Source organism: Nonomuraea sp. NPDC049028, assembly GCF_043197735.1.
GTDB lineage: Bacteria > Actinomycetota > Actinomycetes > Streptosporangiales > Streptosporangiaceae > Nonomuraea.
Map to the genome: position 1 here is coordinate 414,703 of NZ_JBICTR010000009.1, position 21,476 is coordinate 436,178.

Annotated in this window: 30 protein-coding genes and 1 riboswitch; of the genes, 15 read left to right on the plus strand and 15 right to left on the minus strand. The window is 67.0% G+C overall.

All coding sequences use genetic code 11. From position 1 onward, the window contains the following. Window positions 1-14 precede the first annotated feature (14 nt). Window positions 15-1,223 (plus strand): helix-turn-helix transcriptional regulator, encoded by a 1,209-nt coding sequence (locus tag ACGFJ2_RS35495; protein ID WP_393475745.1) that lies wholly within the window; start codon window positions 15-17, stop codon window positions 1,221-1,223. A 103-nt stretch (window positions 1,224-1,326) separates the two neighbouring features. On the opposite strand, the gene ACGFJ2_RS35500 is transcribed toward ACGFJ2_RS35495, so the two are convergent. From ACGFJ2_RS35500 to ACGFJ2_RS35510, 3 genes are all read right to left on the minus strand, one after another. Then, window positions 1,327-1,845: a GNAT family N-acetyltransferase gene (locus ACGFJ2_RS35500; protein ID WP_393475748.1), complete on the minus strand. Its 519-nt coding sequence runs from the start codon at window positions 1,843-1,845 to the stop codon at window positions 1,327-1,329. A gap of 166 nt (window positions 1,846-2,011) precedes the next feature. Beyond that, window positions 2,012-2,557: an NUDIX hydrolase gene (locus ACGFJ2_RS35505; RefSeq protein ID WP_393475751.1), complete on the minus strand. Its 546-nt coding sequence runs from the start codon at window positions 2,555-2,557 to the stop codon at window positions 2,012-2,014. A gap of 2 nt (window positions 2,558-2,559) precedes the next feature. Then, entirely contained in the window at window positions 2,560-3,216 is a 657-nt protein-coding gene (locus tag ACGFJ2_RS35510) for a TetR/AcrR family transcriptional regulator (RefSeq protein ID WP_393475754.1), read from the minus strand. 129 nt (window positions 3,217-3,345) lie between these two features. Between ACGFJ2_RS35510 and ACGFJ2_RS35515 the strand changes: the two genes are divergently transcribed. After that, window positions 3,346-4,932: an FAD-dependent oxidoreductase gene (locus ACGFJ2_RS35515; protein WP_393475757.1), complete on the plus strand. Its 1,587-nt coding sequence runs from the start codon at window positions 3,346-3,348 to the stop codon at window positions 4,930-4,932. A gap of 260 nt (window positions 4,933-5,192) precedes the next feature. Here ACGFJ2_RS35515 and ACGFJ2_RS35520 read toward each other — a convergent pair whose 3' ends face one another. The 3 genes from ACGFJ2_RS35520 to ACGFJ2_RS35530 form a co-directional block, all read right to left on the minus strand. Then, on the minus strand, window positions 5,193-5,840 hold the full coding sequence (locus ACGFJ2_RS35520) for a DUF5701 family protein (protein WP_393475760.1): 648 nt from the start codon (window positions 5,838-5,840) through the stop codon (window positions 5,193-5,195). Further along, window positions 5,837-6,202: a CatB-related O-acetyltransferase gene (locus tag ACGFJ2_RS35525; protein WP_393475763.1), complete on the minus strand. Its 366-nt coding sequence runs from the start codon at window positions 6,200-6,202 to the stop codon at window positions 5,837-5,839. Before ACGFJ2_RS35525 ends, ACGFJ2_RS35520 begins: the two co-directional genes overlap by 4 nt. Window positions 6,203-6,364: 162 nt before the next feature. Then, window positions 6,365-6,754: a VOC family protein gene (locus ACGFJ2_RS35530; protein WP_393475766.1), complete on the minus strand. Its 390-nt coding sequence runs from the start codon at window positions 6,752-6,754 to the stop codon at window positions 6,365-6,367. Window positions 6,755-7,058: 304 nt separating this feature from the next. Here ACGFJ2_RS35530 and ACGFJ2_RS35535 point away from each other — a divergent pair, with 304 nt between their 5' ends. Then, entirely contained in the window at window positions 7,059-7,706 is a 648-nt protein-coding gene (locus ACGFJ2_RS35535; RefSeq protein ID WP_357943737.1) for a TetR/AcrR family transcriptional regulator, read from the plus strand. Between the two features lie 99 nt (window positions 7,707-7,805). Beyond that, window positions 7,806-8,360, plus strand: coding sequence for a dihydrofolate reductase family protein (locus ACGFJ2_RS35540; protein ID WP_357943735.1), 555 nt, complete (start codon window positions 7,806-7,808; stop codon window positions 8,358-8,360). A gap of 428 nt (window positions 8,361-8,788) precedes the next feature. Here ACGFJ2_RS35540 and ACGFJ2_RS35545 read toward each other — a convergent pair whose 3' ends face one another. Both ACGFJ2_RS35545 and ACGFJ2_RS35550 read right to left on the minus strand, forming a co-directional pair. Next, window positions 8,789-9,358, minus strand: coding sequence for a lytic transglycosylase domain-containing protein (locus tag ACGFJ2_RS35545; RefSeq protein ID WP_393475770.1), 570 nt, complete (start codon window positions 9,356-9,358; stop codon window positions 8,789-8,791). A gap of 127 nt (window positions 9,359-9,485) precedes the next feature. Then, on the minus strand, window positions 9,486-10,262 hold the full coding sequence (locus ACGFJ2_RS35550; protein ID WP_393475773.1) for a hypothetical protein: 777 nt from the start codon (window positions 10,260-10,262) through the stop codon (window positions 9,486-9,488). 143 nt (window positions 10,263-10,405) lie between these two features. Here ACGFJ2_RS35550 and ACGFJ2_RS35555 point away from each other — a divergent pair, with 143 nt between their 5' ends. Further along, the gene (locus ACGFJ2_RS35555) at window positions 10,406-10,711 is read left to right on the plus strand and encodes a hypothetical protein (protein ID WP_393475776.1); all 306 of its coding nucleotides are present in this window, start codon (window positions 10,406-10,408) and stop codon (window positions 10,709-10,711) included. Window positions 10,712-11,055: 344 nt separating this feature from the next. On the opposite strand, the gene ACGFJ2_RS35560 is transcribed toward ACGFJ2_RS35555, so the two are convergent. Further along, on the minus strand, window positions 11,056-11,769 hold the full coding sequence (locus ACGFJ2_RS35560) for an MBL fold metallo-hydrolase (protein ID WP_393475779.1): 714 nt from the start codon (window positions 11,767-11,769) through the stop codon (window positions 11,056-11,058). Between the two features lie 107 nt (window positions 11,770-11,876). On the opposite strand from ACGFJ2_RS35560, the gene ACGFJ2_RS35565 reads away from it, so the two are divergent. Then, on the plus strand, window positions 11,877-12,821 hold the full coding sequence (locus ACGFJ2_RS35565) for a LysR family transcriptional regulator (protein WP_393475782.1): 945 nt from the start codon (window positions 11,877-11,879) through the stop codon (window positions 12,819-12,821). Between the two features lie 113 nt (window positions 12,822-12,934). On the opposite strand, the gene ACGFJ2_RS35570 is transcribed toward ACGFJ2_RS35565, so the two are convergent. Further along, complete coding sequence (locus tag ACGFJ2_RS35570) at window positions 12,935-13,777, minus strand: class I SAM-dependent methyltransferase (protein WP_393475785.1); 843 nt, start codon at window positions 13,775-13,777, stop codon at window positions 12,935-12,937. 84 nt (window positions 13,778-13,861) lie between these two features. Here ACGFJ2_RS35570 and ACGFJ2_RS35575 point away from each other — a divergent pair, with 84 nt between their 5' ends. Continuing rightward, on the plus strand, window positions 13,862-14,323 hold the full coding sequence (locus ACGFJ2_RS35575) for a winged helix-turn-helix transcriptional regulator (protein ID WP_393475788.1): 462 nt from the start codon (window positions 13,862-13,864) through the stop codon (window positions 14,321-14,323). A 16-nt stretch (window positions 14,324-14,339) separates the two neighbouring features. On the opposite strand, the gene ACGFJ2_RS35580 is transcribed toward ACGFJ2_RS35575, so the two are convergent. From ACGFJ2_RS35580 to ACGFJ2_RS35595, 4 genes are all read right to left on the minus strand, one after another. Then, on the minus strand, window positions 14,340-14,474 hold the full coding sequence (locus tag ACGFJ2_RS35580; protein ID WP_393475791.1) for a hypothetical protein: 135 nt from the start codon (window positions 14,472-14,474) through the stop codon (window positions 14,340-14,342). A 197-nt stretch (window positions 14,475-14,671) separates the two neighbouring features. After that, window positions 14,672-15,490: a MerR family transcriptional regulator gene (locus ACGFJ2_RS35585; protein ID WP_393475794.1), complete on the minus strand. Its 819-nt coding sequence runs from the start codon at window positions 15,488-15,490 to the stop codon at window positions 14,672-14,674. Between the two features lie 26 nt (window positions 15,491-15,516). Beyond that, window positions 15,517-16,023, minus strand: a complete 507-nt coding sequence (locus ACGFJ2_RS35590) for a VOC family protein (protein WP_357943727.1) — start codon at window positions 16,021-16,023, stop codon at window positions 15,517-15,519. A gap of 90 nt (window positions 16,024-16,113) precedes the next feature. Continuing rightward, window positions 16,114-16,980: a CPBP family intramembrane glutamic endopeptidase gene (locus ACGFJ2_RS35595; protein WP_393475798.1), complete on the minus strand. Its 867-nt coding sequence runs from the start codon at window positions 16,978-16,980 to the stop codon at window positions 16,114-16,116. A 45-nt stretch (window positions 16,981-17,025) separates the two neighbouring features. Here ACGFJ2_RS35595 and ACGFJ2_RS35600 point away from each other — a divergent pair, with 45 nt between their 5' ends. Beyond that, entirely contained in the window at window positions 17,026-17,673 is a 648-nt protein-coding gene (locus ACGFJ2_RS35600) for a TetR/AcrR family transcriptional regulator (protein WP_393475801.1), read from the plus strand. A gap of 166 nt (window positions 17,674-17,839) precedes the next feature. On the opposite strand, the gene ACGFJ2_RS35605 is transcribed toward ACGFJ2_RS35600, so the two are convergent. Further along, on the minus strand, window positions 17,840-17,971 hold the full coding sequence (locus tag ACGFJ2_RS35605; protein WP_357943721.1) for a helix-turn-helix domain-containing protein: 132 nt from the start codon (window positions 17,969-17,971) through the stop codon (window positions 17,840-17,842). Between the two features lie 51 nt (window positions 17,972-18,022). Here ACGFJ2_RS35605 and ACGFJ2_RS35610 point away from each other — a divergent pair, with 51 nt between their 5' ends. The 7 genes from ACGFJ2_RS35610 (at window position 18,023) to ACGFJ2_RS35640 (ending at window position 21,370) form a co-directional block, all read left to right on the plus strand. After that, window positions 18,023-18,154, plus strand: a complete 132-nt coding sequence (locus tag ACGFJ2_RS35610) for a hypothetical protein (protein WP_357943719.1) — start codon at window positions 18,023-18,025, stop codon at window positions 18,152-18,154. Between the two features lie 74 nt (window positions 18,155-18,228). Beyond that, the gene (locus ACGFJ2_RS35615; protein ID WP_357943718.1) at window positions 18,229-18,756 is read left to right on the plus strand and encodes an NUDIX domain-containing protein; all 528 of its coding nucleotides are present in this window, start codon (window positions 18,229-18,231) and stop codon (window positions 18,754-18,756) included. Window positions 18,757-19,670: 914 nt separating this feature from the next. Continuing rightward, the gene (locus ACGFJ2_RS35620) at window positions 19,671-20,021 is read left to right on the plus strand and encodes a serine hydrolase (protein WP_393475806.1); all 351 of its coding nucleotides are present in this window, start codon (window positions 19,671-19,673) and stop codon (window positions 20,019-20,021) included. Next, the gene (locus ACGFJ2_RS35625) at window positions 20,021-20,755 is read left to right on the plus strand and encodes a serine hydrolase domain-containing protein (RefSeq protein WP_393475809.1); all 735 of its coding nucleotides are present in this window, start codon (window positions 20,021-20,023) and stop codon (window positions 20,753-20,755) included. Before ACGFJ2_RS35620 ends, ACGFJ2_RS35625 begins: the two co-directional genes overlap by 1 nt. A 15-nt stretch (window positions 20,756-20,770) precedes the next feature. Then, window positions 20,771-20,917 carry a hypothetical protein gene (locus ACGFJ2_RS35630; RefSeq protein ID WP_393475812.1) on the plus strand — a complete coding sequence of 49 codons (147 nt, stop codon included), beginning with the start codon at window positions 20,771-20,773 and terminating at the stop codon, window positions 20,915-20,917. Between the two features lie 65 nt (window positions 20,918-20,982). Continuing rightward, entirely contained in the window at window positions 20,983-21,138 is a 156-nt protein-coding gene (locus tag ACGFJ2_RS35635) for a hypothetical protein (protein WP_393475815.1), read from the plus strand. Beyond that, window positions 21,113-21,370, plus strand: coding sequence for a hypothetical protein (locus tag ACGFJ2_RS35640; RefSeq protein ID WP_357943713.1), 258 nt, complete (start codon window positions 21,113-21,115; stop codon window positions 21,368-21,370). The genes ACGFJ2_RS35635 and ACGFJ2_RS35640 overlap by 26 nt, the downstream gene beginning before the upstream one ends. Before the next feature lie 4 nt (window positions 21,371-21,374). Continuing rightward, a riboswitch (ZMP/ZTP riboswitch) is annotated at window positions 21,375-21,459 on the plus strand. Window positions 21,460-21,476: the final 17 nt, after the last annotated feature.

Below are 21,476 nucleotides of genomic sequence, written 5' to 3' on the forward strand. Positions count from 1 at the left end.
CAGCATGCGAGATCGTGGAGCCGGGTTGTATCCCAGATTTCTGGGATGACGCCGTCGATCGCCATAAGCTTCCGATCGTGGTCAACGCATCGGCGGCGCATGCGCGCGTCCGCGACGAAATCGTCAGGCTGGTTCACCGAGGGTTGCCCGTGCCGGACTTCGCGCGGGCCGTCGGCGACGCCTTGGCCCGGGCCGTGCCCGCCGAAGGCACGTGCCTGATGACGACCGACCCGGCGACCATGCTCCCGACCGCCGAGTTCGTGGAAAACGGCCTGCCCGCCGCAGAACTGCTCCGGCTCGTGGAGATCGAGGTGCGTGAGCCGGACTTCAACACGTGGGTACAGCTCGCCCATGCGGGCCGCCCAGCCGGCAGCCTGAGCGAAGCCACCGCCGGTGACCTCGACCGTAGCCTGCGCCAGCGGGAGATCCGTCGCCCGGGGGGATTCTCCGATGAGTTGCGGGTGGTGCTCGCCGGCAGCACGGGGACATGGGGGCAGCTGACCGTGTTCCGGGAGGCGAAGCGCCCGTACTTCTCCTTGGCCGAGGTGGAGTTCGTATCGTCGATCGCCCCCCTGATCACCGATGGACTACGGCGCGGCCTGTTGCTCGGTGACGCACAGGCCGGTGACGACGACGTCGGTCTGCTGATCCTCGACGCCGATGACGGCGTACGCATGTCCAACAAGGCAGCGGATCGTTGGCTGGACGAACTGGGCACCGGTGACAGAGCGGGCGCCCGGCTGCCGCTGGTGATCTCCGCTGTCGCTCGCCAGGCCCGTTCCCTCTGCGGCCCGGCGACAAGTACGGCACCAGCGCCGACCGATCTCCGGCCGGCCAGGGCCCGAGCGCGCACCCGGGCCGGTCAGTGGCTGATCGTCCGAGGCTCGCTGCTGAACGACGGTCCGGAACCGCAGGTCGCGGTGATGCTGGAAGTCGCTCGCCCCGCCGAGATGGCACCCCTGATGGTCGATGCCTACGGCTTCACCGACAGCGAGCGCCGGGTCACCGAACTGGTGGCCAAGGGCTTGTCCACCAAGCAGATCGCCGGCCGGCTGAATGTGTCGTCGTACACCGTGCAGGACCACCTGAAGTCAATCTTCGCGAAGTCGGGCACCGGTTCACGCGGCGACCTGATCGCCCGGCTGTTCCTCGATCACTATGCCTCCTCCTTGACGTCGGGAGTCGCGCCGCCGACCGCATCCGATCGAAGAACCCTGACGTAGGTTTGATCGTTCCGCGGACAGCGTGATTTGTGCGGTAGGAAAGCATCGTGGCTAACGATCAACGACATAGTCGGCACAGAGTCACCGTACGCACCCCGCACGGTCAGTTGACTACACGGCGGTACCGAATTTCAGTGAGCAGGAAGCCGCGTGTCTCGTCCTGTTTGACGGAACCGTCACTGTGCCAGCCGTTGATTTCGTAGAAGCGCCGAGCGCGTACGTTGGCCTCCAGCACCCACAAGGTGGCCTTCTCATAACCGGCCTGAGCCATGGTTTCCAGCGCCGTCGTCATGAGTTGCCTGCCGACGCCGGCACCCCAGAACTCGGGTGCCAGATAGATCGTGGTGATCTCTGCGACGGTCGCGGAATTCTCATCCCGATCTCGTGTGGGGCCAAACCCGGTGAAGCCCGCAACGGAGCCGTCGAATTCGGCTACCAGGATTCCTTTCCAGGGCCACGACGTTTCGGCCAGCAGACGCTCCCAGACGGGTTGCCGTTGGGAGGAAGTCATCCGGTCAAGATATTCCTGGGGGACCAAGCCCTGGTAGGCCGCTTGCCAGGATCGCACGTGGGCAACAGCGATCGCCTCGCTGTCAGCGAGTTCAGCTGGTCGAATGCGCATCAAAAGGTCATAGCACTCCCCAGCCATCGCCGTCGACAGGCTGAATTGCCCCGGCCGGAACGACAGACGAGAAGAAAGACCTCTGCCTGACAATGCTCAGCCTTCGCTGCGGCAGGGCAGGAAACGCGAACAGATCAGACGGGATCCCGCCCGGGCATGCGGGCCGTTACGTACGGATGTGCCTTTTCCAGCCACTCGCTGGTCCCCCTACGGCCAGCACGTCTGCCAACAGCTCAGAGAGTCCCACAGGCCGCAGAGTCTCTGTGGTCGCGACAAGCTCGGCCAAGGACCACCATCGGTGGTCAATGATGCCCTGCTGTTCCTCCGGCTCCAGGTAGGCGCGGGTGATGGTCTGCGCACCACGCGCCCGCGCCAGAAAGTACCGCTCGTGCATGTGTACGGGTTCGCCGCCCCACCGGACGTCCGCATCCAGAGTCCACAAGCACGGCCCCCACTCGACCTCCGTCAGTCCCGTCTCCTCCAGCAGTTCCCTGCTAGCGGCCTGAAGGAAGTCTTCGTCCTCCGTCAATCCTCCGCCTGGGGGCACCCAGAAAAACTCCTGGACCGGAGACCCAGGGACGACGATGACGCCGTCGTACCTGTGCCGGATCATCAGAATCCGATCGTCCTGATCCAGCAGCACAATCCGGGCACCTCGTCGGGTCCGCATCACTCGCTCCCATCCGGCGTAGCCACCCGGCAACGCTCCCATAACTAGGAATCAGCTGGGCGGTGTGCCCGTTGCTCCGCGGCGTCGAGTGCGGGCGTGAGTGGTGCGAGCGTGCTGCGCAGCAGGTCCGCTAGCGAGCCGGACGGCACGACGAGCCCGCCGGCCGTGACGGACGCGGCAGTGGCGTGCAGCCACTGTTCGATCGCGACGCGGACCGCGGCGGCCACGCTGGCCGCGAGCACACGGGCGGTGTGCGGGTCGATATCGCCGAGGCGTCTGGTGATCGCGTCGGTGAGGGGATGTTCGAGCGCGCTGGTGGTATCGAAGAATGCCTCGCGCAGCGCGGGACGGGTGGTGATCATCAGCAGCGCCTCGCGGCTGGGTACGCCCGGATCCGTGTACTGATCCACGATCGCCTCGATGATCGCGGCGGCGAGGCCGACATCGTCGGGCCGGCCAGCCACTGCCGCCGCGACCCGCGCTTCCCGTTCGCTGTTGATGGCGGCGACGATCGCCTGTTCGCGGCTGGAGAAGTAGTTGTTGTAGGTCCGGACTGAGACGCCGACGGCCTCGGCGATGTCGTCGACGCGCACGTGGTCCGGTCCACGCTCAAGGGCCAGCCGCAATGCCGCCGCGCTCAACGCCTCCCGGGTGGCCTGCTTCTTCTGCTCGCGCAACCCGGTTCGTCTTGTCGTCACCATCTCAGCATTCCAGCTTGATTGCGTACGCGCAAATTTGCGTGCACGCACTTTTTTGCCTAGCCTCGCGTCCCATCCCTATGCGAGTCGCATGCAAGTCCCATGCGAGTCCCATTCGAGCGAAGGAGCAACATGATCACAGATGTCGTCATCGCCGGCGGCGGCCCGAACGGGCTGATGCTGGCCTGCGAACTACGCCTCGCAGGAGTCCGGCCGCTCGTGCTGGAGCGGCTACCCGAGCCCAGCCAGGAGCCGAAAGCGAACGGATTGCTGGGCCAGGTCGTCAAGATGCTCGACCACCGCGGGTTGCACGAACGTCTCAGCGGCAGCCCGGAACCGCCACGGCCGAACTCCGCGTACTTCATGTTCGGCGCGATGGGCCTTGACCTGAGCCTGCTGGCGGACAGCCCTGTCTACGCCCTGCCAGTGCCGCAGCGACGCATAGTGCAGGTCCTGGAGGATCGAGCGATCGAGCTGGGGGTGGAAATCCGGCGGGGACACGAGGTCGTGGGCCTGTCACAGGGCGACGACGCCGTCACCGTCGACATCACGAGCCCGGACGGGGAGTACCACCTACAGGCCCGATACCTGATCGGCGCCGACGGCGCCCACAGCGCCACGCGCAAGCTCTCCGGCATCGGATTCCCTGGCGTCACCCACGACCGGATGACCGTCCGCTCGGCGCACGCGACCGTCCCCGCGGACTGGGTCGACCCCGCCAACGGCGCGCTGAACGTGCCCGGCTACGGCGCCGTCATGCCGTTCCTGCCCCACCGCACCGAGCAGGGCGGGTTCTCGTACGCGCCGATGCCCGGCCATCCACCGCTGGTCACCACTACCGAGTGGGACCAGCCCGCGACCGACGCCGCGATGAGCCTGGAGGAGTTGCGGGCGAGCATCCGCCGCGTGCTCGGCGTCGACGTACCACTCGGACCGCCCAACGGCGAAGGGCCGCACGCCTTGCGCCGGCTGACCGGCGGCAACACCCGGGTCGCCGAACGGTTCGCCCACGGCCGGGTGTTCCTGATCGGTGACGCCGCCCACGTGTACGCCGCCACCGGGGGCGGCCCCGGGCTCAACCTCGGACTGCAGGACGCGATCAATCTCGGCTGGAAACTCGCCGCCGAGATCCGAGGAAGCGCCCCGCCCGGACTGCTGAACACGTACGAGACAGAGCGGCGATCGGCCGCGCACCGCATGGTGTTGAACGCCCAGGCGCAGTCGGCGCTGATCGCCCCCGGCAGCGACGTCACCGGACTGCGCGAAGTGTTCAGCGAACTGCTCCGCGACCCGAACACCGTACGGCGCCTGGCCGAACTCACCGCGGGCGCCGACGTCCGGTACGACATGAGCGAAGACGTGGGCGAAGACATGGGCGGACCCAAGCCGCACCCGCTGGTTGGCCACTTCGTCCCGGACCTGGAACTGCACACCCCGACCGGGCCGGTCCGGCTGGCCGAGCTGGCCAGAACCGCACGCCCCCTGCTGCTCGACCTGACCGAAGGAGCATCGCTGGCGCAGGCACCTGCCCTACGACACGACCAGGTCGACATCGTCACCGCACGCCCCCAGCCCCACGCGCCCACCGCCCTGCTCCTTCGACCGGACTGCTACGTGGCCTGGGCATCCGAATCACCCCAACCAGATTCCGCGGAGATGGAAACGCTCCGGGCGGCCTTGCAGCGGTGGTTCGGCCCCATGGAACCCGCCCGCATCTGAAAGGCATCCCGGGAGCTCAAGTGGTGAATCGATATCACCGCAACCTGCGAATCGCAGGTACGAGACTCGGCAAGCCGCAGGCCCAGTCGCTCGTCGTGCGGGGACGAACAGCGGCCGACCACCGCCCCGCACGACAGGGTGTACCGCCAGGAACACGCCCGCCTTGATGCGCTGCTCGGCGAAGTCCTCATCGATGACCATTCCGTCGTCAGGGTCCGTAAGCCGGGCTCCGAGCATTCTGGCTGTCTGGTGGGAATCTGCTATGCGGCCGCGCGGCGATCGCCGGCGGAGGCCATGCCGAGCCAGGTGTGCGGATTGCGTTCCCAGCACCAGCCGAGTTTGGGGGCGTTCTGGCTGATCCACAGCGCCGGGACGCGGCGGTCGCCGGAGCGGGAGCCGCCGAGGGAGAAGCACTTGTTCTTGACCAGGATCTCCGGAAATTGGGTGATCACCGCGATGCCCTCCTCGATGGTGAGCAGAGTGCGCCCCCGCGCGGTGATGGTGTCCATGGCGTCCCGAGGTATGGCCCCGCAGAACTCCTCGCCGCGCTCGCTGTCCACCAGCAGGTAGACCGGCTGGTCCGGAAGCTCGGTCTCTGTGATGGCGACGAATCGTTCCAGGGAGCCGGGCTCGAAGGAATGGTCGACGAAACCGGCCTTTCTCCGCAGGGTGGTCCGCGGCATCATCTGCTCGATCGGGACGACCTGACGGGTGACCACGAGCACGAACGGAAGCCGGCCGGTGTCGGGCTCACAGGTGAGGTTCCCGGTCGTCGCGGCGAGGTCGCGCAGGGGTGCGACCAGAGACTGGAAGTGCTCCGGCGTCAGGCCCGCCATCGCCGGGTATTCCCGTTTGAACAAGTTGTGGGTCTGACGGTCGAATTCTGCGGCTGCGTCGATCGTTGTCACAGGATCCTTTCGGCGATGCGGGCGATGTCGGCCGGGGTGCCGGCCATGATGGTGCGGGCGTGCTCGGTCACCAGGTCGGCGGGCCAGTCCCACCAGGCGGCCCGCAGCAGTTGTTCAACGTCGGCGGCGGCGAAGCGGTGGCGGATGGTCCTGGCCGGATTCCCGCCGACGATCGTGTACGGCGGGACGTCGGCGGTGACCACGGCGCCGGCCGCGATGACGGCGCCATCGCCGATGGCCACCCCGGGCATGACGGTGGCCTGGTAGCCGAACCACACGTCATTGCCGACCACGGTGTCTCCCCGGCTGGGCATACCGGTGACGATGTCGAGGGTGCGTTCGGTCCACTCGCCGCCGAACATGGTGAACGGGAAGGTGTGTACTCACCCACCGTGATCGTCGGCGAGCTGATCAGCGGTCTGAGGAAGACCACTCGCTCGTGGGCGGGCAGTGGGTGCACGGTCATCGGGTCGGGCGTCAAGGGAAGCTCCTTCCTGAGGTGTCGGTCAGCAGGTGGGGGCGGGTCAGAGGTGTTCGGGGGCGGCCCATTCGACGAACTGGACGATCACGCCGTTGGGGTCGGTGACCTGGAACAGGGCTTCGCCCCAGGGCTCCTGGCGCAGCGGCATGGTGATCTGCGCCCCGGCGTCGCGCAGCCGCTTTTCCTGCTCGGCCAGGCCACCGGCGAGGGTGAAGGCGATGATCAGACCGCTGGCCCGCTGGTCGCGCTGCTCGGGCGGCAGCACCTCGATGCCGCGGGCGAGCAGGACGATGTCGACCGCGTCGTCGCGCGACAGGGAGGCGAAGCCGTCGGCGGCCTGCTGGACGGTGTAGCCCAGGTAGGTGGTGAAGAACGCCTGGGAGGCGGCGACGTCGTCGACGGTCAGCGAGACGGTGGAAGCGATGAACTGCACGGGATCTCCTCTGGTGGGGTGGGGTCAGTAGCTACGGCGCCGCGGGACGATGCGCATGCCCCGGACTTGCTGCGACGCACGGATGCTGTGGTCGGACGGTGGACGACGCAGTTCGGCGCCGTGCAGCGGGGCCCGCTCGGGCTGCTGCGACCGGGGTATACGAGCGAACTCGTGGGTGTGCTTGCGCATGGGCGTCCCCCTTCGGATTAGGCGTTCCATCGTCATAAACTTACGACGGAGGTAAACTTAATCCAAGACGTCCAAGAGTGTCAACATAAAGATGCTACGAGGGTAAGATTGCGTCATGGCTACCCAGACTCCCGCCCCGGCCGCCGGGCTGCGCGAGACCAAGAAGCACGAGACCCGGCAGCTCATCTCCGACCACGCGACCCGGCTGTTCATCGCTCAGGGCTTCGAGCAGACGACCATCGCCGAGATCGCCGCCGTCGCCCGCGTCGCCAAGAAGACCGTCACTAACTACTTCCCGCGCAAGGAAGACCTGGCCCTGGACCATCAGGAGGAGTTTGCCGCCTCCCTGGCCCACGCCGTCACCGCACGACGCCCAGGGGAATCAGCGCTGGCCGCGCTGCGCCGCGCGTTCGCCGACGCCGTGGCCGTCCAGGACCCGGTCGCCGGATTCTCCGGCCAGGAGTTCGCCCGCATGATCGCCGACAGCCCCACCCTGACCGTCTGCCTGCGCGGCCTGCACGACCAGCGCGAACACCACCTCGCCCAGGTGCTCGCCCACGTCACCGCCGCTCAGCCCGGCGACATCACCGTGCAGACCGCCGCCGCCCTGCTGGGCACCGTCCACCGCGTACTGTTTCACCGGATCCAGGCCCTCACCCTCGCCGGACACCCCAACGATCAGATCGCCCACACCATCGCCGCCGAAGCCGGCCAAGCCTTCGACTTGCTGGAGCCCGCCCTGGCCACCTACGCCTCCACCTGATGTGAGTCATCGGGCCTGCTGCTGGCCCGGCCTGCGATGAGTTCCGGCGCTCCATCGGGTCTCCACTCCACACGACCTCTACGACCAAGGAGAAGTTTCATGGGCAAGGTCATCTACTGGATGAACACCTCGATCGACGGCTACATCGAGGATCCCGAGGGCGGCATGGACTTCATGGACCCGGACGAGGACTTTCGCCAGGCGGCGAACGACCACGTCCGCCGGATCGCGGCGTTCCTGTTCGGGAGGCGGCTGTATGAGGCGATGGAAAAGCCCTGGACGCAGGACCTCGGCAAGGAAGGCGCCCCGGCCCTCGAGCGGGAGTTCGCCCAGTTCTACAAGGAGACGCCGCGGTACGTCTTCTCCGACACCCTCCAGACCGTCCCCGAAGGGGTCACGATCGTCCGTCGCAAGGACGCCGTGTCCGCGGTGACGCGCCTCAAGCAGGAGATCGACGGCACTCTCCAACTCGGCGGCCCCGAGCTGGCCGTCTCCCTGCTGGACCTGATCGACGAGTTCTGGGTGTACGCCCTCCCCGTGATCGTCGGGGGCGGCAAGCCGTACCTGCCCGTGGGGGAAAAACTGCGGCTGCGCCTGGTCGAGCACCGTTCCTTCGCCTCAGGAACCATGTTCCGGCGCTACGTACGGTGCTGACCGGCCCAGGAGCGGACCCACGAGGCGGCCCTATCCCTGGCGTCCGCCGGGGTGGGGGACGCCGTCGACCGACGTCGTCGGTAAGGCTCACTTCGCGGCCGAGGTCTACGGTGACGTGGTCTCAGGACGATGGCTGTCCAGGCAGGTCCTTTGGAATCCGGCCGGGGCATGCCGAGGCACCGGTGTTCGCCTCGGCGGTTCCCGACGCGGCCAGTAGACCACCGGCGGCCAGCGGGACCGCGCCCAAGAGCCCGAGGGCTGAGCGGCGTGAAGGGTCGTGTCCGGCCAGGGGACGCGACAACACCATGGAGACTCCTCTCACAGGAAACGATCTGTGAGAGATGCAAGCAAGAAGGTCGTTTCCTGGACGTTTCCGTCCCTTCGCCATGCTCACCGGCTCGGGTCTCGGTCTTCGAGACTGGGTCAGGTCAGCGGGGGCCGGTGAGGCGGACGTCGCCCTGCGCGGACAGGACGAAGACCTGCCAGTTGTAGTACGCGTAGAAGCTGCGCGAGTCGCGCTTGATCTGGCGTGCGTGCGCGAGGACGGCATCCACGTACCGGGCGTCGTGGTTGTAGGCGAACACCGCACGCCGGTAATCTCGCGGCGCCCCCGACGCCTTGAGGTAGTTGGCCGCGGCGAGCACCGCGTCACGCGCGTCCTGGACGTCCCCGCCCAGCCCGTACTGCCGCCACGTACCCGGCATGAACTGCATGGGCCCCTGCGCCCCGGTGGAGCTCGCCGACCTGACCCGTCCGAACTTCGTCTCGACGAGCATGATCGCCGCGAGAACCTCCCACTCGACGCCGAACCGCTTCTCGGCCCGCACCATGTAGCCACGCAAACGCTCGGCGGGCTGCGGCTCCACCAGACGCATCCGCTTGCGCTGCGCCGCGCTGATCGGACGGGCCAGGGACAGCAGCTTCCCGATGGCCGTGGCGTTGTCGCGCGCCTCAGCGGCCAGCCCCTTGGGCAGACGCCTGACGACCCCCGACGCCACCACGCACCACCCGCGCCAGAGCCAACCGCGAAGGAGGCCCTCGGAAGATCGCCTCCCGGGACCGGAGTGATCGTTTCCCGTATCCGATGGTCCTCGCCAGGCGCTCGATGCTTAGTACCTAGGGCATTCAGCGCTTCACCTTGGCGTGGTCGATGGTCTGAGCGGCGGGCGGAGGATTGACCGTGAGCTTCATTCCCCAGTCCGAGTAGCGGACATCTTCGACGAAGCCGAACCATCCCTGCCCGCCGGTTGCGCCCTTCAGCTTGTCTCCTTCGGGCTGACGCCACTTGGACCAGGCCCGGCGTACGAGACCGTCTTTGCCGATCCACAGCCGCCAGTCGATCTTCCACTCACCATGATCGTCTTTAACGCCCTCGCGCAGATCGGGCGCGACGTCCCACAGTTGACGAAAGGTGATCGACCCTTGACGAAGGGTCGTAGGTGAGCCGTCGTAGGTGCCTGAGGCTTTTGTGGTCGCCGTGGTCGCGAGCACGGCTGTCAGCACGGCCGGCCTGTCCAACCGCAGAAGTCCCGTCTCCAGCCGCAAGGCGCAGGGCCATTTGAAGGTGGCCCATTTCTTGCCGTTCGGCCGCTTCTCCTTCGGGTCGTACTCCCAGGCGCGCTTGCCGATGCAGATATCGCGGACGCCCGCCTTCCGCACCTGGAAGTCCCACAGGTCGGTCGCGACCACCTTGCCGTCGCCGAATCCAACGACGCCCTTCGTAGGCTTGAAGCGCTCCCAGCCCGAGCCCGAGTTGAATGTGCTGTATCGAGCGATCCGCACCCCGTGCCCTTTGACCAGTTGACGCTGGATCGCCGCGGCCGGGTCATCGGTCGTGGCCGCATCGGAAGCGGGCGCGCCAACGAGGGCCGGTCCGGCCAGAGTGAGGGCCACGACCGTCATCCATCGCCTCATCGGGTTCTCCTCACGATGGGCCCGATACTTTCGCCGACACGAGCCGAAGCGATGATCTTCGCAGAGGGAGGTCTCGCCGTGATCACGGAGTGTCCCGCCCGAGGACCACGGGCTGGCCACAAGCCCGATCCATGGCCGCCGGCACGCTCGTCAGGCGAAGCAGATACCCGGTGACGGCTACCGTAGGTTCCTGGCAGTTAGATGTGATCAACGCCATCATGGGCATCGTGACTCCGACACCTGGCGCGTTACAGGACGGCGACTTGTTTAAAGCGCCCGTCCCTGATGAGTTCTTCCCCATCAAGTCGTACGCCGACTCGCTGGACGAGCCCACCTTCACCGAGCAGGTCGTGGCATGGCTGCCTGTCCTCGCCGGAGTAGCGGCTGGGGTCGTTCTCGGCGTCGTAGTCACCCTGATCATTCTTCGGCGCGCCTGATGAGCTCTACTTCGTCTGCGGAGCGGAGCAGGACTGCATCCATCTGAGAGGGGAGTATGTGCCCGACACCCTTCTGGTCGGGTACGGGGACGATGGTGCATTTCTCCTCAATTCTCAGAGCGCGGTCGTCGTCCCCGTCCCCGGCATCCAACCGGCTGGTCGTCGCCCGGTCTGCCTGGGAGCAGCACCTGACCGAGGCCGCCCATGCTGCGGGCGTGTACTTCCTGTTCCGGCCACGGCGCACCACGCCCGCGGCCAAGAACCTCGTTGAGGTGGCGCTCGCCGAACGGCCCGCGCTTCTGCCCCGGGCGGGGGCGCTCCTCAAGAAGCGCCGGGTCATGGCCCTAGGTCAGGTCCCGCGGGTCGGAGAGGGCCGCCGCGGCTGCGGTGAGGGCAGTGTGGGCGTCGGGGAAAGGTTCGCCGTGGCCGACGCAGGCGAGTCGCGCGTCGATCCGGGCGAGTCTGTGGAAGGAGCGGAGCATCTCGGCGCGGTCAAGGTTGAACACGCCGGGCATGATCTGCCCATTGACGTGCGCGACGGTGTCTCCGGTGAACAGCACGCCGGATCGCGGCAGGTGGAGGGCGATGCTGCCGTCGGTGTGACCGGGTGTGTGGATCGCCTGTGCGCCGCCGCCGAAATCGATCACATCGCCGTCCTCCAGTTCGCGGTCCACCCTGCAGGCCGGTGCAGGGGGCAGCAGGTGGGCGCCAAGGCTGCGGTGGAGAGCGGCCTCTTCGTCGGTGAACCGCGGAGCGGGAGCGGGCTTGTCGCCGCGGATCACCGGTGCCTCCAGGCGGTGGGCCAGCACGATGGCGTCTCCCCAGCGGCTGATCTCGGCCGCGCCTCCGCAGTGATCCTCGTGGAAATGGGTGAGCACGACGCGCTTGACGTCGCTGGTACGGAAGCCCAGCTTTTCGATCGCGGCCGCGATATCGCCGCCGGAGGTGGCGATCCCGGTGTCGACCAGGGTGAGCTCGCCGCCGTCGTTCCACAGATACGCCTGGCCGAACTCCAGCAGGAGCAGGTGCAGCTCGGAACGGAGTTCCACGGTTTTCATCTCGTGCCCCTTCGGTAGGACAACAGCAAATCCGCTGCCGGCCGGTGGCGTCCAACAACGATTTCCGCCGGATTGACAACCAACGGTTTCCAATCCAGGCTCGGCACGTGGAAGCGGACATCGAGGGTCTGCGCGCGTTCGTCGTCACCGCGGAAGAACTGCACTTCGGGCGGGCCGGCGGGAGGCTGTTCATCACCCAGCAGGCGCTGTCGAAAAGGATCCGCCGGTTGGAGGAGGCTCTGGCGGTTCCGCTGTTCCAGCGAACCACCCGCGCGGTGGAGCTGACCGAGGCGGGGCGGCTGCTGCTGCCGCGCGCGAGCGAGGCGGTGTCCGCCTTCGACCGGGCGGTGCAGACGGTCCGCGCGGTGGACGAGATCCTGCGGGTGGACGTCTACGACGAACGATTCACGCCGTTGCGGATAGTGCGCCGGGTGAGTGAGCGCGACCGACGCATGCGGATCGAGCTGAGTATGCGCCAAGGGCTGTCCGCGGCGTTGCCGGCACTGCGGCGGCAGGAGATCGATGCCGCGTTCGGCCGGGTCCACGACGCGTCGGCACCGTGGCCGGCCGAGCTGGCGTACAAGCTGGTTCACTTGGAGCCGCTGCACGCATTCGTGCCCGAGGATCATCGATTGGCCGGCAGAAGCGTGCTGCGGCCGGCCGACCTACGCGAGGCGGGTATCGCGATGCCTGACCCAGCGGGCGCGGTCGAATGGCGGCATTACCTGAGACGGCTGGCCCACCGGTTCGGGGTGCCGTTGCGGTTCAACGCACCGGCCATCGGTCAACGACATCTGGTGGAACAGTTCTTGGCAGAGAAGATGGCAGTGGGGTTGGGTGAGATGAGCATCGACCCGGGCGGCAGCGGTCTGCGCCGCATCCCGATCGTCGACCCGACGCCGCTGATGCCCTGGTCGGTGGCCTGGCACCGACGCAACCCCCGCCCCCTGCTGCGGGCCTTTCTACGACAACTGCGCCCATCTACGCTGCCTTCGCCGTCCGATCCGACGGTATGGCTACCGGAGATCGATCTGACCCCCATGAGGCCTTGACCAGCGGGGCGGGCGGCTTTGCTCCGCGACTCAGGGCACGAGTCGTACCAAGCCGCATGATCGAACGTGACGAATGTTCGTGGTCACCAGTGACGCTTGGGCCGATCGCGTCGCTACGCGGGTTTGACAGCTCGGACGCACCAAGCTGTTGACGGCAGTAGGACCGAGCCGTCCGGACCGGCAAAGGGCTCGGCCGCCGCCATGACGGCCGCTGCGATGGCTTCGCCGGATCCCAGCCGCCGTCTCGCTGCCTCCAGGAGACCGGGCGGTGTCACCACCAGGCTGAGCTCGGCATAACGGCGCGTACTGGCGAACTGGAACGGGACCACCACCTCCTCGATCCGCACCCCCTCGAACCCGGCGCCCTCGAGGTGTTCCGCCAAAGCACGTGCGTCCGCCATGGCGAAAGGGCTTGGGGCGCCGGGTGGAGGCGGCGGGGCCTCAACGGCGCGGGCGATCGCCAGCGTGCCGAGGGCGAAGCGATTGAGCTGCGGTACGGCCCACACCGACGCGGCCAGCGTCCCTCCGGGGACAAGGACGCGCAGGATCTCGCGGAAGGTCCGTAAGCGGTCGGGCGTGAACATCAGGGCAAACCGTGCGATCACTGCGTCCGCCGATGCGTCGGGACGGGGAAGGGCGTCGAAGTCACCCACGAGGAACTCAACGTTCGGCATGCCCGCTCCACGCCGCCTGGCCAGCTCGATCATCCGGGGTGACAGGTCGATGCCCGTCACCGCGCCATCGGGGCCGACGGCGCGGGCGAGGGAGAGAGCGGGCTCGCCGTAGCCGGTGCCGAGGTCGAGAACGGTCTGTGCCAGTCGAATCTCCGCCATCTCGGTGAGGTGCTTCGTAACCACGCCCAGTGCGACTTCGAGCTCGTCGGCGAAGGCGGCGAGCCCCTGCCCCGCCGCATCCCAATCTCGTGCTTGTGCGCGCTTGATGTCCTGGTTGGCCATGGGACCTCCGCCTCGGTGGTTGCGTGATAGGACCACGAATGTACGATGAGATGGTCTTGTCATGCAACCACTATGGTGGGACACATGCTGGGCCGTACCTATGAAGGACAGAACTGCTCCGCCGCCCGCACACTCGAGTCGGTCGGGGAGCGCTGGACGCTGCTTATCCTGCGGGACGTACTGCTGCGCGGCATGAGACGGTTCGGGGAGTTCCAGGCGAGTCTCGGCTTGGCCAAGAACGTCCTCTCCAACCGGCTCGACCTGCTGGTGCGCGAGGGCATGCTGGAGCGCCATCCCTACGGCAGCCACGCCGATCACTACGAGTACCGGCCCACGGCGAAGGGAGCGGACCTGCTGCCCGTCATCGTGGCGCTAACGGCGTGGGGCGACCGCTGGGCCGCTCCCAAAGGGCCACCGGCCCTGTTCAAGCACGACCCCTGCGGCCACGACGTCGAGCAGGTGATCAGATGCGTCGGCTGCGGCGACGTCTCCGAACCGGCCGAGATCACGGCTGTGCCTGGCCCCGGACGATCATCCGGCACCTGATCGACCCATCAGTGGTTCAGTCACACAAGGCACGGATCAGTACGGACATCGCGACCAGCAAGGCGATTCCTCTGCCGAGGCCGACGGTCACGATGCTCCATAGCGCGGGGACGAAGCCGCTGACGGCCAGCAGGACGCCGAGCACGATCATGTTCGAGCATGGCGACTACTCTCGGGGCATCCCTGAACGGTGCAGCTACCTAGGCTCGTTGCCGCAGCACCGTCCTCATCCTGTTGCCATCGGCGCCAACGCCATCACCACGCTCAAACCCCTGGCCGCGCTCGGCCTATCCGGGAATGCTGCGAAAGGCTACCGGGAGCGCATCTGGTGACGCGGGCACGGGTGCGTCAGGTCCAAGTCGCCGAATCCGGGTCGATGCCTCGATCGCGGGCGTTGGCGTCGATGATGTCACGGAGCCAGATGGTCAGGCCTGGCTCGATCGCGTCGTAGTAGGCCGTGAAGCCAGGGTCTGCGGCGTGCTTCCTTCCCAGGCAAACATGCATCGAAAGGGTGCAGTCGAAGTACGCGTCAATGGAGGCCCTGTGTCGTTCCGCCAGGGCGTTGGCTTCGGCACTGCCAGGCCTGACGCCGGCGCGCTTGGCTTCCGCCAGGTCGTGCTCGAGCGTTGCGATGTTGTCGGCGATCTGCTGCCAGTCCTCGGGGGTCATGCCCGCGGCGCGCTCGGCGTACTGTGCCCATTGAACTGTGTCGCCCCATTGGTCACGTGCGTCCGCGACCAATGACGGCTTCCAGCGCTGCCCGAAGATCGCGACTTGTTCCTCCGCGGAGAGCAGGATGCCGGCGCGCGCGGCTTCGATCATGCGATCGACGGCGTCGACCATTGCCTGCAAGCGGGAGATGCGATCGAGGAGTTGGGTGCGCTGCTGTCTCAGCGGCACGGTCATATCGACCGTCGGAGCATCGAGAAGTTCACCGATGTCGTCGAGCGACAGGCCGAGCTCGCGGTAGATGAGCACCCGGTGGATACGTGCGACGTCGGCGGCGGAGTAGAGCCGGTAACCGCCGGTGGTTCGCCCGGACGGACGGACGAGCCCGATCGCGTCCCAATGATGGAGGGTGCGGACGGTGACTTTCACGTGCGCTGCCGCGGCCCCGACGGTCAGCCCGCCGGGTCCCGCGGCATCATCCATCGCGGCGTTGGTCACGCCGTCGAGTCTGACATGCGCCGGTTTCACCCTTTGGGGAGGGTGAAACCGTTTGCTTCGAGGTAGCGCGCCTCGGCGCTGTCGGGGTCGAGGGGACGGGCCGCGGTCATGATCACGCGAGCGTTCTCCGGCGTGATGACTTCCAGTTCTACGGTGTTCCACGGAGTCTGTCGCGGTCCCGTCGTGCATCCGGGCACCAGCGCGGTGCACGCCTGCGCGATCTCGTCGACCTGGCTCAGCACGCAACTGAAGCCGATGCTCACCGTTGAAGTGGCCGGCAGGACGTCGGTCGGGACGAGCAGAGTGTCTTGGAACGCCCACCGTCGAAGGTGCGTGACCTGGCCCGGGACCGTGAACAGGTCGATGAAACCGAGCCCGCGGGTCCAGAAATTCACGGACGCGGCCAGGTCCGGCGTCGGCACGGTGACGAACATCGGCATGCCGTAGATGCCCCGGTAAATCTCAGGTGGCGTCGCGTCGGGCCCGGGCGGAGGGACAGGGCTGATATCGAATGCCTCGTAGTATTCGGTCATGCGCTCATCGTGGAGCCTGACGCAACGTTAGGGTCAAATCCCGCAAGTCGTACCGGCGCCCGACGTTGCAGGCCATGCGAGCGACAGGCATTACAGCATGCCCAGAAGTACGGGGCCGGCGTTCATGGCAGCGTGGACAACGAGGATGGGCCACATCAGTCGGTATCGGCTCCACAGATAACCGAGGAACAACCCCTGCACTCCTTGATTGACGAAGACCGAGGAGAGGTCTGTGAGAAGGTGTCCCGTGCCTTGGATGCCGACATGCCAGGCCGCCCAGAGCAGGGAAGTCAGCACGATGGCGGGCCAGCGGCCGATGACGTGCTCCCATCGGGTCTGCAGCCAGCGCCGGTAGAAGACCTCTTCGAGCAGGCTGTTGACGCTGAACACCACGACGATGGTGAGCACCAGTGTGACAGGGTCGACTCTCGCCGCGTAGTCGCTGGACGGCACGGCCAGCGGACCTGTGTAGGTGAGAACGAGCCAGGCGGTCACCGGTGCGATGGGGCCGTAGTCACGCCAGGCCGCGGGCCGCTCATGGATCTGGCCGCGATCCGTGGAATCGCGCCGTGACAGCCAGAACAGCAGTGCGGGTACGGCGAGCAGCAGGATGAGCTTCAGCAGCGTGTGGGCAGGTTCACCGCCGCCCGACAACCATAACCCCGCGGCGAAGAGTGTGGCTGAGACCAAGAGGAGGATGGCCTGGAGGTGAAGGCCGCCGCGTGCCGGCGCGGCGCCGACGGGAGTCGTCTTCGGCGGCAGCAGCCGTATGAGGACCAGTCCGGTGAGGGCCGGGATCCAGCGGTGCCACATGGGCACGGTGTCGGCGTGGTCCGCCGAGTAGCGGATGCCGGTGTTGCCGTTCAGCGCCAGCCATAGTGCCGCTCCGGCGATCAGGGCCAGGCCGGCCACCAGGATGCTCAGGCCCAGCGTTGGTTGCCATGCTTTATTTCGCACGCCCGTACTATATAGGAGACCGTACAGATGTGCTGTAATAGGGGCATGCCGAAGATCGTGGACCACGAGCAGCGGCGCGAGGAACTCACCCGGATCGTGTGGGGCATCATCAGCCGGGATGGGATCGAAGGGGCCACCGTCCGCAAGGTCGCCGAGGCGGCAGGCGTCTCGGTCGGTGGGTTGCGCCACTATTTCGACAATCAGCGCGGCCTGCTCAGCTTCGCGGCGCAGGCGGTCGCCAGAAGCGTCACCAAGCGCATCACCGCCCACCTCAATGCGGACCTGCCAGGCATGCAGCGCGCCCAGCTCATCCTCGAAGAGCTCCTTCCGCTCGATGACAACCGCCGCGTCGAGGTGGACGTATGGCTGGCATGTCTGGTGCGCTCGCATGTGGATGAGTCCCTGGCGGAGCTGCGTGACGCGAGTTGGCCGGGGGAACGCCACATCTGCCGCCTGGCGATCGCCTCTTGCCACGGCCTGCCGCTCCCCGATCGCGTGGGACAGGAGCTCGCCGAAACCGGGCTGGAAGGCCAGGCTACGCGCCTTCACGTGTTCGTGGACGGCCTGACGCTCCAGACAACGACCTTCCCACACCACTTCACGCCTCAAGCCATTCGTCGGATCGTGCACGACGAACTGCGCCTCCTCACCGAGGCGCCACCCAGGTCGCCGCGGCCCGGCACCGACCGCTGACGGATCGAGCACTGCCTCAGTCCGCCGGACCTCGGCAGGTGAATCGTGAAGCCCAAGCGGCCCGGAGACCGCATCACGAGCCGTGCGCGGCCCGTTCCGCATAGCCGCACAGGAAGGTCAAAACCCCTGCGGTGACCATCTCTCGGAGCGCGCGAGCGCGGCGACCTCACGAGTGGTTGTAGATGGTGCGGTTGGACACCCCCGCCTCGACAGCGATCGCGTCCAGCCCGGCGCGCGTGTAGCCGTCGCGGGCGAACAGTGTCAGCGCCCCGGCCATGATCGCCCGGCGGAACGACAAGGCGGCCGGCTTCGTCGGCTACGGCCACACCTCGGCGGATGGGACGGGCCGATGAAAGCACGCGTCATCAGCGGCGCTTACCACCCCTCCAGGGACGCGACCGAACACCTCGCCGTCGCCTCCCTGCCCGATGCGTTCGACGTGCTCGTCCACCTGCGCCAAGTGTCCCCGTGCACTGGTTGACGGCGTAGAGATGCGCTGAGAGAAGATCGCTTCCCAGCGCCCATGGTTGCTGGGACCGCCTTATGATCTCGCTCATGAGCGAAACGATCTTCCGGTCAACCGCTCGCGTGCTGCTGGTAGATGCCGTCGATCGGCTCCTGGTCTACCGCGGGCTGCTGCTTCAGGTTGAGGAGCCTTTCTACGCCTGGTTCACGCCGGGGGGCGCCGTTGATCCTGGTGAAAACCTGCATCAAACCGCCGCTCGCGAGCTTCGAGAGGAACTGGGCTATGTCATCGCCCCTTCGACTCTTGGACCGGTCGTCGCGACCAGTTCGGGAACATGGTCACTAGGCGGTGAGACGTTCAGCTCAGTGGATTCCTACTTCTTTCATCGTGTCGGCGGGCTGGAGGTGGATACCTCCGGCATGGACGATGAGGAACGGCGGGTGACTGACCGTTTCGAGTGGTGGACGGTTTCGCAGCTCAGGTCGGCAGCCGAGCTGGTCGTTCCGGCGGGCCTGGCCGCGCTGATGGATCTCCTGCTGCCAGGGGATCTTCCAGCTCAGCCGGTCGCGCTGCCGTGGCATTTGCCAACTGCGGGTGCGGCGGCAACGTCTGAATGAGCGTGACTTCCCATCCCTCGGGGGTGTTCACGTCCGCTTCCAGCGTCCGGCGGCAGGCACATCCCCATCGGTCACCTGCCCCCGCTTCGACCGCCTCCACCAGCGCGCTCCACCGTCAGGGCCATGACAGAGGGGCTGAACGGCCGTCTCAAGGGCCACGACCTCGACCTGAGTGACCCGAAGAACCGGCTCGCCCACGGCCGCGTCGCGCCCAGACCATCCTGGTCGCGCTGCTCGTCACCGTCGCCAACGATCACTTCCTCGACCAGTGGCGCCATGCCCGCCAGCCCCCAGACGAGCCCGACGCACCCGTCGACATCCTCGAGATGCCCGCAGAGCACATGGACCGCACGCCGCTCACCGGCCGGAGCAGGCCACTACCCGTCCCATGACCTGCAATTCAGATCACCTTGTCGCAGCACCAGCTCGGAGCCGGTGTCGGCATGCCCACCGACGCGAACGTGGATCTTCACCAGCCGCCTGACATCACCCGGGCCTCCCCGGCTACCTGCTCCGCGGCTCCCAAACCAGGACGAACCCGATTCGGAAACCCCTGCAAAACAAGATCCCGCCCGATCGCGATGATCAGACGGGATCCCGTCAACTTCAGTCCAGCCGTCTCAAGAACGGCCCCTGGTGGGGTGTTCACGAATAGCCCCGACCTGGGCCGGAAGAACGGTCGAGAAGATCGCGTCCCGGCGTAGCGCTGATCGTTTCCCAGAGTGCGGGAGGGGAGGGCCAAGGTTCGCGCCTGTGCTCTGGGCTCCGTGCAGAGCCACCTGGCCTGCACGGTAACGCCGAGGAAACACCGCCCTCGTTAGAACTTGTGGCTCGACAGCCGAGTATTCGGACCTGGAAGAGGGAGACTTCATGATTCTGCGTCGAGCGACGTTCACTGGCGCAGCCTCGCTGGCATGCGCGGCGCTGGTCTTGAGCGCGGCCCCGCCCGCCACCGCCTCGACAGCTGCCGCCCCCGTCAAGCTCGGGAATGTGCAAAAGGCGATGGAAGACTTGGTGAAGACGGGCCACGTGGTGGGAGCCATCGGCGAGGTGTACGTGGACGGCAAGCGTGTCGGAAAGGGATCAGCCGGGTCCCGCCTGCTCGACGCAAGGGCGGCGCGATCCCGTCGACCGCCCGCTACCGGATCGGCTCGCAGACCAAGACCATGACCGCCACCGCGGTGCTGCAACTGGTCAAGGAAGGCAAGCTGAGCCTGGACGACGAACTCAGCGAGGTCCTGCCCAAGGTGCGGAAAAGGCCCTAGTGGAGCGGGCCGACGAGATCACGGTCCGCAATCTGATCCAGCTCACCTCGGGCATCCCCGACTACATCGGCCCGGACCCCTCCGACCCCACGCGCGACTACCGCCCGACCGACCTGCTGGCGGCCTCACGCAAGAACGCCCGGCCCGTGGAAATCGGGACCTTCAACTACTCCAACACCAACTACATCCTACTCGGCATGATCATCGAGAAACTGTCCGGAAGGCCACTGGCGGCCGAACTCAACCGGAGGCTCTTCGCCCCGCTCGGCATGCGCGATACCTACCTGCCCACCAAGGCGGCCGAGGGCATCAAGGGCCCGCACGGGCACGGCTACGCCCCGGACGAGACGGGCACGATGCGCGATGCCGACAAGATCAACGCCACCACCATGCTCGGCGCCGGCGGCGTGATCTCCACCGCGCGCGAGATGAGTGTCTTCCAGCGCGCCTTCCGCCAGGGCAAGCTGCTGCCCGCGTCCCTGACTAAAGTGATCACCGATCCGCCGCCCGGCCAGCCGTCGCCACCTGCGGGCGGCGCGTGCTCCGGCAATCCCGAGTTCGCCGCCGGGGGTGGAGGCAGCGCCCCCGGCTTCACCGCCGCGACCCTCACCTCATCCGACGGCCGCCTGCAGTTCGCCGTGTCCCTCACCCTGGCCATGGACGATGCCGAGCGCGGCACCGTGCCGTCGCGCATCACCAATGCCCTCAAATCGCTGTTCTGCCCCGCGAAGTGATCACTCCAGCCGCACTTGCTGGACGACTCCGGCGTCCTGCCGCTGATCGACGCCGAACTCGGCCCGAGGCCCGGCCCGCCCGGATTGCCCATCACCGCGGTGCTGACCTGCCTGCTGCTGTCCATCAACCACACCGGCAAGGCCACTCTCGTCGAGGCCTGACGGATCGCCGCGTTCTGTCTGACCGCCGCCGCACGCGGCTCGGCCTGCCCAAAGATATCCATCAGGTGCTCGCCTCCTCCCGCCGCTTCTACCCGGCTTTTGACCGGCTGACCACCGTGCTGGATCCGGCCCGCCACGATCGGCGCGCCCGCCTGCCCCATCATCAGGCCGACACACTGGCCACCGCCTGGGAGGATGACGACCCCAGCACGCTCGCATAAGCGGGAACTGCTGCAAGACATCGTCACCGCGCTGGTGCTCACCCCGGTGCGCTGGGCCAAAGGCCGGGGCTACCTCCGCCACTTCCGCGGCGATATCGGCATCGACACCACCGCCACCCCGGTCGAGTTGTCCGCTATCGCCATGCACGCGAGTGTGGCCGAGCGGATGGCCGACTGTGGCGCGGCCGTGTTTGCTCTAGTGGCTCAAATTGGTCCGAACGTGTGTGATTAGGATTGTGTATGGCCGCGACTGGCGAAGGTGGACAACCACCGGGGAGCGGCCGCATTCTCGCGTGAGCGTCGACCGCCTGGGCGCCTGCGTCAGTGATGTTCAACTG

Coding starts and splice junctions, on each gene's coding strand:
- ACGFJ2_RS35500 (WP_393475748.1), bottom strand. CDS start 1,845: ATGCGCATTCGACCAGCTGAACTCGCTGACAGCGAGGCGATCGCTGTT.
- ACGFJ2_RS35505 (WP_393475751.1), bottom strand. CDS start 2,557: ATGGGAGCGTTGCCGGGTGGCTACGCCGGATGGGAGCGAGTGATGCGG.
- ACGFJ2_RS35510 (WP_393475754.1), bottom strand. CDS start 3,216: ATGGTGACGACAAGACGAACCGGGTTGCGCGAGCAGAAGAAGCAGGCC.
- ACGFJ2_RS35515 (WP_393475757.1), top strand. CDS start 3,346: ATGATCACAGATGTCGTCATCGCCGGCGGCGGCCCGAACGGGCTGATG.
- ACGFJ2_RS35525 (WP_393475763.1), bottom strand. CDS start 6,202: ATGTTCGGCGGCGAGTGGACCGAACGCACCCTCGACATCGTCACCGGT.
- ACGFJ2_RS35535 (WP_357943737.1), top strand. CDS start 7,059: ATGGCTACCCAGACTCCCGCCCCGGCCGCCGGGCTGCGCGAGACCAAG.
- ACGFJ2_RS35540 (WP_357943735.1), top strand. CDS start 7,806: ATGGGCAAGGTCATCTACTGGATGAACACCTCGATCGACGGCTACATC.
- ACGFJ2_RS35550 (WP_393475773.1), bottom strand. CDS start 10,262: ATGACGGTCGTGGCCCTCACTCTGGCCGGACCGGCCCTCGTTGGCGCG.
- ACGFJ2_RS35555 (WP_393475776.1), top strand. CDS start 10,406: ATGGCCGCCGGCACGCTCGTCAGGCGAAGCAGATACCCGGTGACGGCT.
- ACGFJ2_RS35560 (WP_393475779.1), bottom strand. CDS start 11,769: ATGAAAACCGTGGAACTCCGTTCCGAGCTGCACCTGCTCCTGCTGGAG.
- ACGFJ2_RS35570 (WP_393475785.1), bottom strand. CDS start 13,777: ATGGCCAACCAGGACATCAAGCGCGCACAAGCACGAGATTGGGATGCG.
- ACGFJ2_RS35575 (WP_393475788.1), top strand. CDS start 13,862: ATGCTGGGCCGTACCTATGAAGGACAGAACTGCTCCGCCGCCCGCACA.
- ACGFJ2_RS35580 (WP_393475791.1), bottom strand. CDS start 14,474: ATGATCGTGCTCGGCGTCCTGCTGGCCGTCAGCGGCTTCGTCCCCGCG.
- ACGFJ2_RS35590 (WP_357943727.1), bottom strand. CDS start 16,023: ATGACCGAATACTACGAGGCATTCGATATCAGCCCTGTCCCTCCGCCC.
- ACGFJ2_RS35600 (WP_393475801.1), top strand. CDS start 17,026: ATGCCGAAGATCGTGGACCACGAGCAGCGGCGCGAGGAACTCACCCGG.
- ACGFJ2_RS35610 (WP_357943719.1), top strand. CDS start 18,023: ATGAAAGCACGCGTCATCAGCGGCGCTTACCACCCCTCCAGGGACGCG.
- ACGFJ2_RS35615 (WP_357943718.1), top strand. CDS start 18,229: ATGAGCGAAACGATCTTCCGGTCAACCGCTCGCGTGCTGCTGGTAGAT.
- ACGFJ2_RS35620 (WP_393475806.1), top strand. CDS start 19,671: ATGCGCGGCGCTGGTCTTGAGCGCGGCCCCGCCCGCCACCGCCTCGAC.
- ACGFJ2_RS35640 (WP_357943713.1), top strand. CDS start 21,113: ATGACGACCCCAGCACGCTCGCATAAGCGGGAACTGCTGCAAGACATC.